This is a genomic window from uncultured Polaribacter sp., from assembly GCF_947503875.1.
Taxonomy (GTDB): Bacteria; Bacteroidota; Bacteroidia; order Flavobacteriales; family Flavobacteriaceae; genus Polaribacter.
In genome coordinates, this window is record NZ_CANNFH010000007.1 from 18,970 (window position 1) to 33,556 (window position 14,587).

Here is a 14,587-nt window from a genome sequence, read left to right on the forward strand (position 1 = left end):
TTATTATCGTTATCTTGCTTAAAATTAAATCATAATCTTAACAATGCCTAAATCTTCTTACAACTCTTCTAGAAGAAATTTTACAAAATTAGCAGCTACCGCTTTTGTTGGTATGCCACTACTCTCTTTTCAAAATGGTTTTGATGATGATGTTACAGATGTTCCAAAAAAAATGGACATTCACTTATTTTCTAAACATTTACAATTTTTGGAGTATGATGAAATGGCTAAAGTTGCTGCAGAAATGGGTTTTAATGGTTTGGACTTAACCGTTCGTAAAAACGGACATGTATTACCTGAAAATGTAAAAACGGATTTACCAAAAGCAGTTAAAGCCATCAAAAAACAAGGTTTAACCACTAAAATGATGACTACCAATGTCTGGGATGTCAATGATTTGACAAATCAAAATGTATTAAAAACAGCAAGTAATTTAGGATTTACACATTATAGAACCAATTGGTTAAAATACCCAGAAAATAAATCGATAGAAGAAAGTCAGCTTTTATTTGGTAAACAAGCCAAAGTTTTAGAAATCTTAAATAAAAAGTTGGGTATTATTGGAGGCTATCAAAATCATACAGGCAAAAATGTAGGCGCCCCAATTTGGGATTTAATTCCCATTTTAGAAGCCACAAAAGGCGAGTTTATTGGCAGTCAGTATGATATTAGACATGCAGTTATAGAAGGAGGAGAAAGTTGGGAATTGGGTTTAAAAGTTATAAAGCCGTACATCAATTCCATTGTTATAAAAGATGTAAAATGGAGCAAAGTAAAAGGCAAATGGAAACCTGTTAGTGTACCAATGGGCAAAGGTATGGTAGATTTTAAACGTTATTTTAAGTTGCTTAAAAAGTACAACATTAACGTACCTGTTTCTTTGCATGTAGAACACGATTTAGGTGGTGCAGAAAAAGGACGCAAATCGATTACAATACCTAAAGAAGAAGTTCTAAAACGTATACAAAAGGATTTGAACTATTTACAAGAAGTTTGGAAAACTGTTTAATGTATTTTAAACTAAAATTGTTGTTCCAGAGCTTGTTTTGTTATTGTTTTCATCAAAATAAAAATCAATTCTACCTAAATTAACACCATAAGCACCAACTTGATTTACTAAGATGTTTTTATCATCTAAATTCTTCACCAATGTTGGTTTAGGTAAAAAAGTATGTGTGTGTCCACCAATAATTAAATCGATATTTTTTGTAATTTTTGCTAAATTTAAATCAGATATTTTATTAGGATTATTCTTGTAATAATACCCCAAATGCGATAGATAAATAATCAAATCACACTTTTCAATATTTTTTAACTTTGCTGTAATATCTTGTGTTACAGTTACAGGATCTAAATATTTGGTTTCTTTGTACATTTTTTTACCAACCAAACCTTCTAACTCTACTCCTAGTCCAAAGATTCCTATTTTAATGTCGTCTTTAACAATAATTTTATAAGGTTTAACATGTGTGTCTAAAACGGTATTTTTAAAATCGTAATTTGCAGCAACAAAGTCGAATTTTGCATTTGGCAATTGTTTATACAAACCTTCTATTGAGTTGTCAAAATCGTGATTTCCAATAGTGGCAACATCATATTTTAACATACTCATCAATTTAAATTCTAGTTCACCTCCAAAATAATTAAAATACGGTGTTCCTTGAAAAATATCGCCAGCATCTAACAACAACGTGTTTTTATTTTCGTGCCTAACTTGTTCTATTAAAGTAGCTCTTCTTGCCACTCCTCCTCTATTTGGGTTTCTATTATGCGTTGGTTTAAAGGGCTCTATATGACTATGTGTATCATTTGTATGTAAAATTGTAATGTGTTTTTTCGCAGTGGTTTCTAAGGTTGGTAAAACCAGACCATTTGCCATCGCTAAAGCGGATGCATTTCCTAATTGTTTTATAAATTTTCTTCTTTTCATAATTATTGAACAATTATACGATTATCAATTACAGCTTTCAATTCCACTTCCTTTTCAAAATAAGCGATAATAGCATCCCTTATTTTGTAATTCAATTTTGTTAGAGAAATTGGGTTTTTAAAGAAATTCATACGATCTCCACCCGTTTGTAAATAATCTGATGTTAAAACCCTATAATTCTTGTTTTTATCAAACTTTTTACCATTAATTAGTAAGTCAAAATCATCATTAATAATGGTTAATTGAATCTGTTTAGATAATGGATGTGCAGTTTTATTTTGAATAAGATAATTAACAAGTTCAATAATTTTTTCTCTAGATAATTCAACTACCACAAACTCGTTTTCAAAAGGCATCAATTTAAAGGCACTTTCTTTGGTAACATTTCCTGCAGAAATTGGCGCACGCAAACCACCACTGTTAAACATTGCAAAATCTATGTTTTGTTTGGTTTTTTGTTGATAAATGGGATTTGCCATCTCATAGGATAAATCTGCTATTAGATTTCCTAAAGTACTTTGCATGCCAATCGCTTTTTTGGTTATATCTACAGCTGTTTTTGTCAAAACACGATTCATTTCACTCACCATCTTTTCTTTGTAAGGCGCTATCATACTATCTATTTTAGCATCAGCAACTAAAGTGCTATCAATAGCGATATTTTTAGCTGTAATTTTAGTAAGATTTTTAGGCGAAGTTGTTGCTGTATTGCAAGAAATAGCTAAAAGTAAAAAACAAATAAAAGAGATGTATTTCATTGGTTATGGTTGAATTTTTAAAATAATATATTTTTAATTAATGCTCCAAATAATGCGTGTTTGAGAGCAGTTACATCCTAAATTTTCAAATAGAACAAGTTCTCGACTGCGCTCAACCTGACAGTTTAAATTAATTTAGATCAAGTTCTAAGGCACTAAAAAACTGCCTTCAAAACCACTTTCTGTTTTATCAAATGCAACTCTAATATGGTTTGGGCGTTTCAATTGCAAATATTCAATATGTGTTGGTATAATTTTTATAATGCAAAAATTAGGTTCATTATCACTATAATTTACAGCATCTGGATTCCTAATTTTAGAGCCAGGAGCCAGATCTGTGGTATAATCTTTCTTGGCATTTTCTCCAACCGTGTTCCAATATGGTTTTAATTCCTCTTTATCTGTAATTACAATTGCTTTACCATCTAAACGAATTTGTAATAACTTTTTAGGGTGATAAAACAAGGCGCTTACATTACTATTTTCTTTAATATGCGCTACTTTTTCAGACCTTGTATCTGTGTAAATAATCGTAGTAAAATCTGGTAATACTTTTCTTAAAACAACAGTTCTTAATCTTAAATTATTCTTTTGAAGTGTTCCAAAAGTAAAATAACGAAATGGATGTTTTCTTTTACTAAATCCATTGATCAATTCGTGCTTTAAATTTTCTAAAATTTCTGGAATCATATTTTTTAAATGCTACTTTTTTTTTAAATTTTGAATTTAGACTTCTTTTCTCAATACCTCTAAAGGCGGACTTTTTATTACCGATTTTAAATTAATCAACCCAATAAAAACTACTAAAAGGGTAATTATTGGTAGAAAAACAACAAACGGAATTGCAGACGGAACAAAAGGTTCTTTAAAAACTAATGTTGCCAATAATTGACTAGAAATTAGAGAAAGTAAAATACCCGTTAAACTACCTAAAACACCCAAATAAATATATTCTAAAGCCGTAATTTTTAAAATTTGCTTACTTTTTGCGCCTAAAGTTCTTAATAGTACACTTTCTTTTACACGTTGATATTTGCTATTTCCTACAGAGCCAATCAACACAATAAAACCAGTAAGAATACTAAAAAACGCCATAAAATTAACAATCCAACTTACTTTGCTTAAAATATCTTCTACAATGGTAAATACCTGTCTTAAATCTAAAATAGTAACATTGGGAAATTTTTGTACCAAATCTCTTTGCAAGTCTGCCGCACTTTCTGCTGATGGTGCAAAAGTAGAAATCACATTAAATTGCGGTGCATTTTCTAAAACTCCTTCAGGAAATAACACCATAAAATTCACTTGCATACTACTCCAATCTACTTTTCTAATACTGCCAACAAAAGTTTCTAATACCAAACCTTGTATGTTAAAAGTTAAAGCGTCTCCTATTTTTAAATTGGCATCTGTTGCCAAATTATCAGAAATAGAAACGTAGACAGGTTTGTCATCTTCTTTTTTTCCTAGATAATTTCCTGCTATCACTTCTTCTGTTTCGCTTAATTCAGCTCTATACGTAACTCTAAATTCTCTATTCAGCATCCATTTTCGCATGCTAATTGTAGTATCTTTTCTAATTTCGTTGGCTGTTTTTCCTTGCATTGCTGCAATTCGCATTGTAATAATGGGTATATTATCAATAACCTCTAAATTTCTATTTTCAAAATTAGCAACTAAGTCTTTTGCTTGGTTTTTTTGTACATCTAACAAAATAATATTTGCTTCTGTTTTTTTACTGTTGATGTTCGTTTTTGCTAATAAAATATCCTTCGTAAAATACAAGGTACTTATTAGAAAAGTACCAAAACCAATGGCTAAAACCAATACTAAAGTCTGGTTGTTTGGTCTAAATAGATTCAATAAACTTTGTCTGCTTGCAAATCCCCACGAAGTGGGAAAATACTTTTTAACCAATTGTATAAAAAGCATGGATACTCCAGTAATTATGGCAAATATGATGCAAATGGCCAGCGTAAAGAAAAATCCATTTTTAGCGTCTTTTAGCATCCAAAAAGAAAACAAAAAGATGAATCCTAAAATGGCTAAAAATACTATTATTCGTGCTTTTTTTGGTTTTTGATGGTTTTCTTCTTGTCCTCTTAAAACTTCTAAAGGAGAAACATACCATGTACCTAATAGAGGTAATAAGGCAAATAAAACGGACATTAAAATCCCTAATATAATTCCCATTACAATAGGCTGATATGAGATACTTATTTCTACAGAAAAAGGTAAAAACTCTTGTAAAATATAAGGAAAAGCATATTGTAAGCCTGTACCAATTAATGCACCAATTAATCCGCCAATAAAGCCAACACAAATAATTTGCAATAAGTATATGATAAAGGTCTGTTTTCTAGAAGCGCCTAAACATTTTAAAATAGCAACATTTTTTAGTTTTTCTTTAATGTAAATATGTACAGCACTTGCAATACCAATACAACCTAATAATAAGGCAATAAAAGCAACTAAATTTAAAAAACGCCCCACATTATCATACCTTTTGCCTAATCTTTGGCTTGTACTTGTATGCGTATCTAAATCTGCATTTTCTGCATCTAAAATAGTATCTATTTTTTTATTTAACAACTCCAAATCCATTTCTGGAGCCTTAAAGAAATATTGGTATTCTTTTCTACTTCCTAATTGTAATAAATCGGTTTTTTCTAAATAAGAAAAAGGAATTAAAACTGTTGGTGCAATAGAAGAAGAAATTGCTGTGCTGCCAGGAATTGCTTTTAACGCACCAATAATAGGAAAAGTTACCTTACCTAATTTTATAGAATCACCAGGGTTTAAATTGTATTGCAACAACAAAGTGGCATCCACCAAGGCACCTCCTAGTTTTTGATAGTTTTCTCCTGCACTTTTAGGAACTGAAGTTAACTTTCCATAAAACGGAAAATTACCTTCCATAGCTCTAACTTTTACCAATTTTGTACTTTCTCTTTTTGGAAAAAGTGCCATAGAAACAAAATTTACTTCAGAAGCATCTGCACCCAAAGAGTCTATTATTTTTAAAACTTTTTTTGAAGGTGTTTTACGAGCATCAATAGTAAAATCTGCGCCCATTAAAGACTTAGATTGTTTTTTTATGTTCTGTTTTAAATTATTGCTAAACAATTGAATGGAAACTACAGCAGCAATGCCCAAAACAATAGATGCCATAAATAATAACAATCGAGATAGACTTGCTTTGCCATCTCTCCAAGCCATTTTTAAAAGCCAATTAAAAGGTGTTTTTGATGTATTTTTATGCATGAATTTCAGCAGTTTTTTCGTTTGCAATAATTTTACCACCTTTTAAACGTAAAATTTGTTGGGTTCTATTGGCCAATTCTAAATCGTGCGTTATAATTACCAAAGTTGTGCCTGCTTCTTTGTTTAATTCAAACAATAACTGAATTACTTTTTCACCAGTTTCTTCATCTAAATTTCCTGTAGGTTCATCTGCAAATAAAATAGACGGTTTGTTAGCAAATGCTCTTGCCAATGCCACTCTTTGTTGTTCTCCACCAGATAATTGAGTTGGATAATGCTGTAATCTATCTGCTAAACCAACTTTGGTTAACAGTTCAATTCCGGTTTTAGCCGCATTTTTAACTCCTTGTAATTCTAAAGGCACAATTACATTTTCTAAAGCTGTTAACGTGGGTAATAATTGAAAATTCTGAAAGATAAAACCAACTTCTTTATTACGTAAAGCAGCTCTTTCATCTTCATTTAAGTTTTCTAAATTGGTGCCACACAATTCAATTTTACCTGTGGTTGGGTAGTCTAAACCAGCACACAAACCTAACAAAGTAGTTTTTCCACTTCCAGAAGGACCAACTATAGAAAAAACACTTCCTTTTTCTACTTCAAAAGAAATATTGTTAAGAACTGTTAATTGTTTAGAACCACTGCTATAAGTCTTCTCTAACTGCTGAATCTTTAATATCTTTGACATTGATCTCTTAATTTTGAAGTAAAAATGAACACATCGAAAAATAATCAATTGAAAATGAAACAAGGCTTTTTAAAACGAGTTATTTTCTTAAAATTCTGTTATTTTTCTTTGTTGATAGTATTTGTTTCTTGTAAAAATAAAACTGATAAGCCAACGAACTTATCATTTGATTCAAAGCAATCAACTAAAGTTGTAAAATCCCAAAAAACGACTTCAAAAAAAATTATTTTCTTTGGAGATAGTTTAACGGCTGGCTATGGTTTAGACGATATAAACGATGCTTTTCCTGGCTTAATTCAGCAAAAAATAGACAGTTTACAATTAAAATATACCGTTGTTAATTCTGGCGTAAGTGGTGAAACCACTGCTGGAGGTAAAAACAGAATAGATTGGGTTTTAAGCACAAAACCAGACATTTTTATATTAGAATTGGGTGCAAATGATGGTTTACGTGGTTTGCCTTTAAAAGAAACCGAAAAGAATTTACAAACCATTATCAGTCGTGTAAAAAAGAAATATCCTGATACAAAAATTGTACTGGCAGGAATGCAAATTCCGCCAAATATGGGTCCAGAATATGCTACAGCTTTCAAAAACATTTTTCCAAATCTTGCAGCAAAAAACAAATTGGCTTTAGTTCCTTTTTTACTAGAAAATGTAGGTGGAATTTCAGCTTTAAATCAAACTGATGGCATACACCCAACAGCAGAAGGTCATAGCATTTTAGCAGAAAATGTTTGGATAATTTTAAAAGAAATTTTGTAATATGGAAAACACCAAAAACGGAGTGTTAAATGTGTTGGATACACCATTAGAACTTTGCTCCTGTAAGCCAAAAACTGGCTTTTTTAGAGATGGTTTTTGCAATACTAATATGCAAGATTCTGGTACACATGTGGTCTGTGCAGTTGTTACCGAAGAATTTTTAAAATATTCTTTATCTAAAGGAAACGATTTAATTACGCCTATACCCTTTTATAATTTTCCGGGTTTAAAACCAGGAGACAAATGGTGCTTATGCGTTTCTAGATGGAAAGAAGCAGAAAAAGCGAGAGTTGCTCCTTTAGTAGATTTAAAAGCGACTCATAAAGTGGCCTTAAAATATGTTTCTTTAGAATTGCTTAAAAAATATGCTTTTGTGATTGTATAATATTTGATGTGTTGGATTTTGCATAACGTTAGTAAGAATTTATTGCATTTGAAGTGTACAAGACTTTTATTAAGTAAGTTTTAAATGAAAATAAATTTTAAACGAAGGCGGTTAAAGTTATTGCTTATTTCCTAATATTTTCAGAAGTTTTTTCGGGTCTTGTCGATTATCCCAAAAAGCACTTATAATAATTTCTTCATCATATACTTTGTAGTAAATGCTAAAATTTCCTAAATAAGCAACTCTTACATTTTTGAAATCAGTTTCCTAATAAATATAAGGGCTTTCTGCAATTTTTTTAGTTCTCTCTGAAGTTAATTTTATAAGTTTTTTTGAATATGTGGTTGATTTGTTTTTCTTAACCCAATATTCTAAAATTCCGACGAATTGTATATCAGCAATTCTTGTCCAAATTACATTGCGTTTAGCCATTCCAGATTTCTTTTATTCATCGCTTCTTGAGAAATCAACGTTCCGTCTTTTATATCCTTTTCGCTCATTTCTAACATTAACTTCTGCTCATTAGTTAATTCCACAATTTCTGATTCAGATTTGCTAGATGAAATTAATTTATCAAGTGCTTCTAAAAATTCTTTATTATTAATTGAAAGAATTTTGTCAATTAATCCGGTTCTTATTTTGTCAACTGTTGCCATTTTGCTATGCTTTTGTATTCTAAATATGCGAAATTCTATCGGTTTTTACTAATGTTGCACAACTAGATATAAAATAACACACATTTAAAGTCGTTCTATATTTGTTGTTACTAAATAGAATGAAATTAGCGTTAAATAACAAAGGTGATTTAAATTTTAAAATAATTCTAATAAGCTTATTGTTTTTAGAATTACTAAGCTGCTATTTTGCCTATTTTACATTGGGTGAAGTAAAGCAATTTCTATTTATTTTAATTTTATTTCTAAATGTTATTCCGTTTTTATTCTATTATTTACGCAAAAAAGTAACCTCTTTATTTTTTGCATTCATTATTGGGTTAGTCATTATCCCTTATCAATCTTTTTTAGTTTTTAAATGGTTTACATTAAAAAACGAATCTGCAACACTTATAGCTTATATTGATAATTACAAAAGTAAGAATGGTGAATTTCCTGAAAGTATTGCTGATTATTCTTTTGAAAATCAAAAATTGACTAGAAATTTTTCTTATCATCTACAATCTAATGACTACAGACTTTACTATTATATAGGAACAAAAGGAACAACTCATTTTTATTCTAGTAAAATTAACAAATGGGAATATTACCCAGATTAGAAAATAAATATTCAATTTTTTACTTCAGTTTTCTTCAATAAAGTATCTTCGCGCGCATTATGTGGATGTATTTAGGTTTATTAGCGGCATTGTTTTTAGGTTTGCACAATTTGTGCAAAAAACATGCGGTACAAGGCAATGAAGTTTTTCCTGTTTTATTAGGAACAATTTTAGCGGGTTTTATGGTTTTTGTTCCTTTTTTTATTGGATCTATTTATTATCCTGATGCTACTAAAGAACTTGGTTTTTTTATTGATACCATTCCTTTAAAAACCCATGGTTTTATTTTTATAAAATCGATGATTATGGCGAGTTCTTGGGTTTTAGCTTATCAGGCTTTAAAACATTTACCCATAACAATTGTTGCGCCTATACGTTCTGCAGGACCCTTTTTCACCTTTATTGGGGCGATAATTATCTATAAAGAATCGCCTAACTTTTTACAATGGATTGGTTTCTTTGTAATTATACTCTCTGTTTTATTGTATTCTAAAATTGGAAAAAAAGAAGGGATTATTTTTAAACGCAATAAATGGATTTTCGCCATAATTGGAGCAACTTTTTTAGGTGCTTTAAGTGGTTTGTATGATAAGTTTTTGGTGCAAAGTTTGTTTTTGAATCCGCAAACCTTGCAATTTTGGTTCTGTTTTTATACCATATTAATTTTACTGGTTATATTAAGTATTACTTGGTTTCCTTATCAAGAAAAAAGAAAGGCTTTTACGTTTAGATGGACTATTATTGGTGTTGGTATTTTATTACAAACCGCAGATTACTTCTATTTTAAAGCGCTACAAGATCCTGAGGCTTTAATTATGTTACTTTCTGCTATTAAAAGAAGTCAGTTAATTATTGCTGTGGTTGTTGGTGGCTTACTTTTTAAAGAACAAAATAAACGTAAAAAATTAGTCCCTCTTTTTGGTATTCTGTTGGGTGTTTTCTTGATTTTGTATGCTTAGGAAGTTTGGATAGTTGTAAAGTTGTAAAGTTGAAAAGTTTATAAAGTTTATAAAGTTGGAAAGTTTTTAAGTTGGAAGGTTTTAAAGTTAAAATTTGTTCTTTGGTTTGTAAAGATTTTTAAAAACTATTTTATGAATTATTTTTACTTTAGTAAGTAAACAGGAGTTACTTTACAATAAAGCATTAAGCATCAAACAAGTTTAGCCGTGATTGAAACCCTTCGACTCCGCTCAGGACAGGCTAATGTTTGAGCTCTCCCGCTTTCTCGCGGGAAGCGAGTGTTGAAAGCGCGAATGGCTTCAAATAAAAATTATTGAAATATTACCAATCTATTGGAAAATAGTCTTTTAAGAATTTACCACACCAATGTTTGCCTGTATTTATGCCATCAATTAAGGGATCCATAACTCTTGCAGCGCCATCTACAATGTCTAAAGGTGGTTGAAAATCGTGCGTTTCTGCTTTCTTTTTTGCCAATTCTGCAGGATCTTCATCTGTAACCCAACCTGTGTCTACTGCATTCATGTAAATACCAGATTTTGCAAAGGTACTTGCAGATGTGTGCGTTAACATGTTTAATGCGGCTTTTGCCATATTTGTGTGTGGATGCCTGTCTTCTTTCTTAAAACGATGAAACTTGCCTTCCATTGCAGTTACATTGATAATGTGTTTTTTGCCCGTGTTTTCTTTCATCATTAAATTAGACAAACGATTGCATAAAACAAAAGGTGCTACTGCATTTACCAACTGTACTTCTACCATTTCTGTGGTTTCAATTTGGCCTAATTTTAAACGCCAACTGTTGGTTTTTCTTAAATCTACTTGTTGTAAATCTGCATCTAACTCGCCTTCTGGAAAAACTTCTGCAGTTTGCAAAGAATTATCAAAACTATACGGAATTTGAGATAATTCTGCTGAATTTCTTAAACCAATACCTGGTTCTGGACCATGCCAAGTTACAGGTAAAACATTGTTTTTACTCGTTTTTGCTGTGGAAACGCTTAAATTTTGCAATTCGTCTAAACAACTTTTATGCGCTTTTAATAAGGTTTGTGCTTTTTTAGGCAGTTGCTCTAAAGGTTTCTTTTCATTTTCCATTAAATGGAAGTAAAATCCAGAAGGTCTTCTAACCGTTTGTGCTGCATTATTTATAAGAATATCTAGTCTTTTGTATTGTTGTTCTATATAATTACAAAAAATTTCTACACTTGGTATGTGTCTTAAATCTAAACCATGAATGTGCAAACGATGGCTCCAGTCTTTATAATCTTCTTCTTTAGAAAAACGAATGGCAGAATCTGCAGGAAAACGTGTGGTTGCAATAACAGTGGCACCTGCGCGCAAACACATTAAGGTAATATGATACCCGATTTTTAAACGTGAACCTGTAATTACTGCGACTTGGTCTGTTAAATCTGCGGTTTGAAAACGTTTTGCATAATTTAAATCGCCACATGCTGAGCACATTGTATCATAAAAATGATGCAATTTGGTAAATGGTGTTTTACAAACGTAACAGTTTCTTGCCGATTTTAATTCTGGTGTGTCTTCTGGTATTGCTGCAGCACTCAATAATTTTGGAGCTACAAATAAAGCTGCTTCTCTTGCAGAACGAATTCCTGTTGATTTTCTAGCGTGTTTATCGCTTTCTATTTGCTTGCGTTTTGCCGCTTTTTTTGCATCTTTTCTTCTGCGCTGAAACTCGTCTCTATTTGGGCGAGAAAGTTCTCCTGCAACCTTAAATAAAGCAACTCTTTGTTCTTCTGGTAATTCAAATAACTGATTTGTATCATCTAAATACTTTTGAAGTGTGTTGATACAAATTTCTATTTCTTTATTATGTTTTTTATCGCTCATTGATGATAAAATTACTTCTTTTTCTTCTTTTTTGAAACTTCTGTTGTACTACTAGCTGTTTTTACATTTGCTAAATAATTCGCCAATATTTTATCTACCAATTCATCTTTTGTTAAATGATGAAATATGGTTTTTATTTGCGCTTTAAAATCCTCTGAAACTTGTTTGTTAGGTTTTGTTTTAAAAATTTTATTCGCCCAAATTAAACCATTATTTTCCTCTATAGACTTTGCGTCTGCTTTTTTAAATCGTTCAAAACGGATGTCTAATTCATATTCAAAATCGGCAATATCTTGTACTTCTTCTTCCTGAATAATGGTTAGTGAAAGTCCGCTTGCTCCTGCTCTAGCTGTTCTTCCACTTCTGTGCACATACGCATCATACGTGTCTGGTAAATGATAATTTACAACATAAGAAAGGTCTTTAACATCAATACCTCTTGCAGCCAAATCTGTTGCCACTAAAATATCTAAATGGCCATCTCTAAACTGATTCATAATTCGATCTCGAATGCCTTGAGTTAAGCTTCCATGAATTGCACCCGATGAAAATTTATTTATAGCCAGTTTTTTAGCCAATTTATTAACTGCTGCTTTTGTTTTACAGAAAATAATACCACGTTTACCAGCATTAGAATTTAAGAAATGTAATAAAACTTCTAATTTTTCTATGGGTTCTACAACCACATATTTGTGGTCAATTCCTTCATGCCCTAAAGATTCCATATTTACTTTTATTTGAAGTATTTCTTTAGACATGTAATTGTTTACCAATTGTTTAATTCCACCAGATAAGGTTGCTGTAAACAGTAATGTTCTTCTTTTTTTAGGAATTTCTTTAATAATTAAATCTAAACCTTCTTTTAGAGCACTTACCATTTCATCTGCTTCATCTAAAATGAAATAAGCAATATTTTTAAGGTTTACAGCTTCTCTTTTTACTAAATCTGCTAATCTACCAGGAGTTGCAACAATAATGTGTGTGTCTTGTTTTAAGCGTTCTATTTGAGGTTTAATGGGAATTCCGCCACAAATTGAGGCAATAGAAATAGCAGGAATATATTTTGCAAACGCTTCTAAATTACTAGCAATTTGCTGACCTAACTCTCTTGTTGGCGCTAAAATTACAGCTTGAACTTCTTTGTTTTTCGTATCAATTAATTGCAATAAAGGCAAACCAAAAGCTGCAGTTTTACCTGTTCCTGTTTTTGCCAAACCCACAACATCTGCTGTTTTGTTTAATAAAACTGGAATTACTTTTTCTTGAACCTCTGTGGGTTTAGAGATATTTAAATCGGCTAAACCTTTTTGAAGTTCTTCTTGAATTCCTAAATCTGAAAACTGCTTTGACATATTGTATTTTTTTGAAAATAATTGAATTTTAAACTTTATAAATTCTAACTTTTTTCTTTTTTAAACGTGAGTTATTAAGTTGGTCTACTAATTTATTGCTTAAGGTTGCAGGCACTGCTACAAAAGCACAATCTTGTTTCAGTTCTATTATACCTAATTCGTTTTTACCTAATTTACCTTGTTTTATAAACAAACCAGCAATATCTCCTTTAGAAATTTTATCTTTTCTACCACCAGAAATGAATAAAGTTTCCCAAAAAACAGCTTCTCTTTCTGCTTGTTTAGAAATGTTTTGTATGCTTTCTTCTTTTATGAATTCTGGCAAACGTTCGTCTTTCCATTTTAAAATAAACGCAGTTCCTTCTGCAGCAACTCTTGCTGTTCGTCCGTTTCTGTGTGTAAATTCTTCTACGGCTTGTGGCAATTCATAGTGAATTATAAAATCCATTTGAGGCACATCTATACCTCTTGCAGCTAAATCTGTAGCAACCAAAAGTTGGTTGGTACCGTTTCTGAATTTTATTAAAGAACGTTCTCTGTCTTTTTGTTCCATTCCTCCACTAAAACACCCATGTTTTATATCTTTTGTTTCCAAAAAGTTGCTTAACGTATTAATTGTATCTTTTAAATTACAGAAGATAATTCCTTGTTTATTGCCTATAAAATTTAATAAATGTAATAAGGTGTTTTGCTTATTTTTTGCAGGAGAAACAACTGTTTTAATTTGTAATTTAGAAGTAGTTGCTTTTAAATAATTAACAATGTTTGGTTTTTGTAATGCTACAAAATCAGGAATCTCAACTCCTTGTGTTGCAGAAGTTAAGATTCGTTTATTTAAAGTAGTTAATTCATTTATTATGCCACGCATTTCATACTCAAAACCAACCTCTAAAGACTTATCAAATTCATCTAAAACTAAGGTTTTAATGTATTCTTTAGAAAAACGTTCGTTTGCAAAATGGTCTGATATTCTTCCTGGAGTTCCAATTAAAATGGCTGGCAAATGTTTCAATTCTATTTTGTCTTTAGACATAGGCCTACCACCATAAACAGCATTTACTTTAAAACCAGAACCCATAGAACGTATTACTTGCTCTATTTGTATTGCCAATTCGCGAGAAGGAACTAATATTAAAGCCTGAATTTCTTCTAAATTCGGATCTAAAAACTCTAATAATGGTAAGGCAAAGGCCAAAGTTTTTCCTGTTCCTGTTGGCGATAATAATATTACATTATCATTTTTACGTATGGTAGCAACTGCTTCTTCTTGCATTCTATTCAACTGCGTAATACCCAGTTTTTGCAAGATTTCTTGTTGATTTTTAATTTGATTAGCCATTGCTGTATAATTTTAA

The 14,587-nt window shown here is 30.9% G+C and carries 14 protein-coding genes; 5 read left to right on the forward strand and 9 right to left on the reverse strand.

The annotated features are described in order from the left end of the window. Window positions 1–43: 43 nt before the first annotated feature. Window positions 44–1,009 (forward strand): TIM barrel protein, encoded by a 966-nt coding sequence (locus Q0684_RS11665; RefSeq protein ID WP_299016910.1) that lies wholly within the window; start codon window positions 44–46, stop codon window positions 1,007–1,009. A 6-nt stretch (window positions 1,010–1,015) separates the two neighbouring features. Here Q0684_RS11665 and Q0684_RS11670 read toward each other — a convergent pair whose 3' ends face one another. The 5 genes from Q0684_RS11670 to Q0684_RS11690 form a co-directional block, all read right to left on the reverse strand. Then, entirely contained in the window at window positions 1,016–1,930 is a 915-nt protein-coding gene (locus Q0684_RS11670; RefSeq protein WP_299016913.1) for a metallophosphatase, read from the reverse strand. A 2-nt stretch (window positions 1,931–1,932) separates the two neighbouring features. Then, window positions 1,933–2,688 (reverse strand): 5'-nucleotidase, encoded by a 756-nt coding sequence (locus Q0684_RS11675; protein ID WP_299016916.1) that lies wholly within the window; start codon window positions 2,686–2,688, stop codon window positions 1,933–1,935. Window positions 2,689–2,835: 147 nt separating this feature from the next. Continuing rightward, window positions 2,836–3,378 carry a pyridoxamine 5'-phosphate oxidase family protein gene (locus tag Q0684_RS11680; RefSeq protein WP_299016919.1) on the reverse strand — a complete coding sequence of 181 codons (543 nt, stop codon included), beginning with the start codon at window positions 3,376–3,378 and terminating at the stop codon, window positions 2,836–2,838. Window positions 3,379–3,414: 36 nt separating this feature from the next. Continuing rightward, the gene (locus tag Q0684_RS11685) at window positions 3,415–5,952 is read right to left on the reverse strand and encodes an FtsX-like permease family protein (protein WP_299016922.1); all 2,538 of its coding nucleotides are present in this window, start codon (window positions 5,950–5,952) and stop codon (window positions 3,415–3,417) included. Continuing rightward, entirely contained in the window at window positions 5,945–6,640 is a 696-nt protein-coding gene (locus tag Q0684_RS11690; protein ID WP_299016927.1) for an ABC transporter ATP-binding protein, read from the reverse strand. The genes Q0684_RS11685 and Q0684_RS11690 overlap by 8 nt, the downstream gene beginning before the upstream one ends. A gap of 24 nt (window positions 6,641–6,664) precedes the next feature. Here Q0684_RS11690 and Q0684_RS11695 point away from each other — a divergent pair, with 24 nt between their 5' ends. Together Q0684_RS11695 and Q0684_RS11700 are read left to right on the forward strand one after the other, a co-directional pair. Next, window positions 6,665–7,405 carry an arylesterase gene (locus Q0684_RS11695; RefSeq protein ID WP_299016930.1) on the forward strand — a complete coding sequence of 247 codons (741 nt, stop codon included), beginning with the start codon at window positions 6,665–6,667 and terminating at the stop codon, window positions 7,403–7,405. 1 nt (window position 7,406) lies between these two features. Continuing rightward, complete coding sequence (locus Q0684_RS11700; protein WP_299016934.1) at window positions 7,407–7,790, forward strand: DUF2237 domain-containing protein; 384 nt, start codon at window positions 7,407–7,409, stop codon at window positions 7,788–7,790. Window positions 7,791–8,203: 413 nt separating this feature from the next. On the opposite strand, the gene Q0684_RS11705 is transcribed toward Q0684_RS11700, so the two are convergent. Continuing rightward, window positions 8,204–8,446, reverse strand: a complete 243-nt coding sequence (locus Q0684_RS11705) for a hypothetical protein (protein ID WP_299016937.1) — start codon at window positions 8,444–8,446, stop codon at window positions 8,204–8,206. A 119-nt stretch (window positions 8,447–8,565) separates the two neighbouring features. Here Q0684_RS11705 and Q0684_RS11710 point away from each other — a divergent pair, with 119 nt between their 5' ends. Next, window positions 8,566–9,063, forward strand: a complete 498-nt coding sequence (locus tag Q0684_RS11710; RefSeq protein ID WP_299016939.1) for a hypothetical protein — start codon at window positions 8,566–8,568, stop codon at window positions 9,061–9,063. A 59-nt stretch (window positions 9,064–9,122) separates the two neighbouring features. Further along, window positions 9,123–10,022, forward strand: coding sequence for an EamA family transporter (locus Q0684_RS11715; RefSeq protein ID WP_299016942.1), 900 nt, complete (start codon window positions 9,123–9,125; stop codon window positions 10,020–10,022). Window positions 10,023–10,344: 322 nt separating this feature from the next. On the opposite strand, the gene Q0684_RS11720 is transcribed toward Q0684_RS11715, so the two are convergent. The 3 genes from Q0684_RS11720 to Q0684_RS11730 are packed head-to-tail and all read right to left on the reverse strand — an operon-like array spanning window position 10,345 to window position 14,571. Further along, window positions 10,345–11,880 carry an SDR family oxidoreductase gene (locus tag Q0684_RS11720; RefSeq protein ID WP_299016945.1) on the reverse strand — a complete coding sequence of 512 codons (1,536 nt, stop codon included), beginning with the start codon at window positions 11,878–11,880 and terminating at the stop codon, window positions 10,345–10,347. Window positions 11,881–11,891: 11 nt separating this feature from the next. Then, window positions 11,892–13,232, reverse strand: coding sequence for a DEAD/DEAH box helicase (locus Q0684_RS11725; RefSeq protein WP_299016948.1), 1,341 nt, complete (start codon window positions 13,230–13,232; stop codon window positions 11,892–11,894). A gap of 28 nt (window positions 13,233–13,260) precedes the next feature. Continuing rightward, on the reverse strand, window positions 13,261–14,571 hold the full coding sequence (locus Q0684_RS11730) for a DEAD/DEAH box helicase (RefSeq protein WP_299016951.1): 1,311 nt from the start codon (window positions 14,569–14,571) through the stop codon (window positions 13,261–13,263). Window positions 14,572–14,587 lie beyond the last annotated feature (16 nt).

What these genes read in the sequence shown, in the direction of transcription:
- Q0684_RS11665 (WP_299016910.1), top strand. Translation starts at nt 44, where the DNA reads ATGCCTAAATCTTCTTACAACTCTTCTAGAAGAAATTTTACAAAATTA.
- Q0684_RS11670 (WP_299016913.1), bottom strand. Translation starts at nt 1,930, where the DNA reads ATGAAAAGAAGAAAATTTATAAAACAATTAGGAAATGCATCCGCTTTA.
- Q0684_RS11675 (WP_299016916.1), bottom strand. Translation starts at nt 2,688, where the DNA reads ATGAAATACATCTCTTTTATTTGTTTTTTACTTTTAGCTATTTCTTGC.
- Q0684_RS11680 (WP_299016919.1), bottom strand. Translation starts at nt 3,378, where the DNA reads ATGATTCCAGAAATTTTAGAAAATTTAAAGCACGAATTGATCAATGGA.
- Q0684_RS11685 (WP_299016922.1), bottom strand. Translation starts at nt 5,952, where the DNA reads ATGCATAAAAATACATCAAAAACACCTTTTAATTGGCTTTTAAAAATG.
- Q0684_RS11690 (WP_299016927.1), bottom strand. Translation starts at nt 6,640, where the DNA reads ATGTCAAAGATATTAAAGATTCAGCAGTTAGAGAAGACTTATAGCAGT.
- Q0684_RS11695 (WP_299016930.1), top strand. Translation starts at nt 6,665, where the DNA reads ATGAACACATCGAAAAATAATCAATTGAAAATGAAACAAGGCTTTTTA.
- Q0684_RS11700 (WP_299016934.1), top strand. Translation starts at nt 7,407, where the DNA reads ATGGAAAACACCAAAAACGGAGTGTTAAATGTGTTGGATACACCATTA.
- Q0684_RS11705 (WP_299016937.1), bottom strand. Translation starts at nt 8,446, where the DNA reads ATGGCAACAGTTGACAAAATAAGAACCGGATTAATTGACAAAATTCTT.
- Q0684_RS11710 (WP_299016939.1), top strand. Translation starts at nt 8,566, where the DNA reads ATGAAATTAGCGTTAAATAACAAAGGTGATTTAAATTTTAAAATAATT.
- Q0684_RS11715 (WP_299016942.1), top strand. Translation starts at nt 9,123, where the DNA reads ATGTGGATGTATTTAGGTTTATTAGCGGCATTGTTTTTAGGTTTGCAC.
- Q0684_RS11720 (WP_299016945.1), bottom strand. Translation starts at nt 11,880, where the DNA reads ATGAGCGATAAAAAACATAATAAAGAAATAGAAATTTGTATCAACACA.
- Q0684_RS11725 (WP_299016948.1), bottom strand. Translation starts at nt 13,232, where the DNA reads ATGTCAAAGCAGTTTTCAGATTTAGGAATTCAAGAAGAACTTCAAAAA.
- Q0684_RS11730 (WP_299016951.1), bottom strand. Translation starts at nt 14,571, where the DNA reads ATGGCTAATCAAATTAAAAATCAACAAGAAATCTTGCAAAAACTGGGT.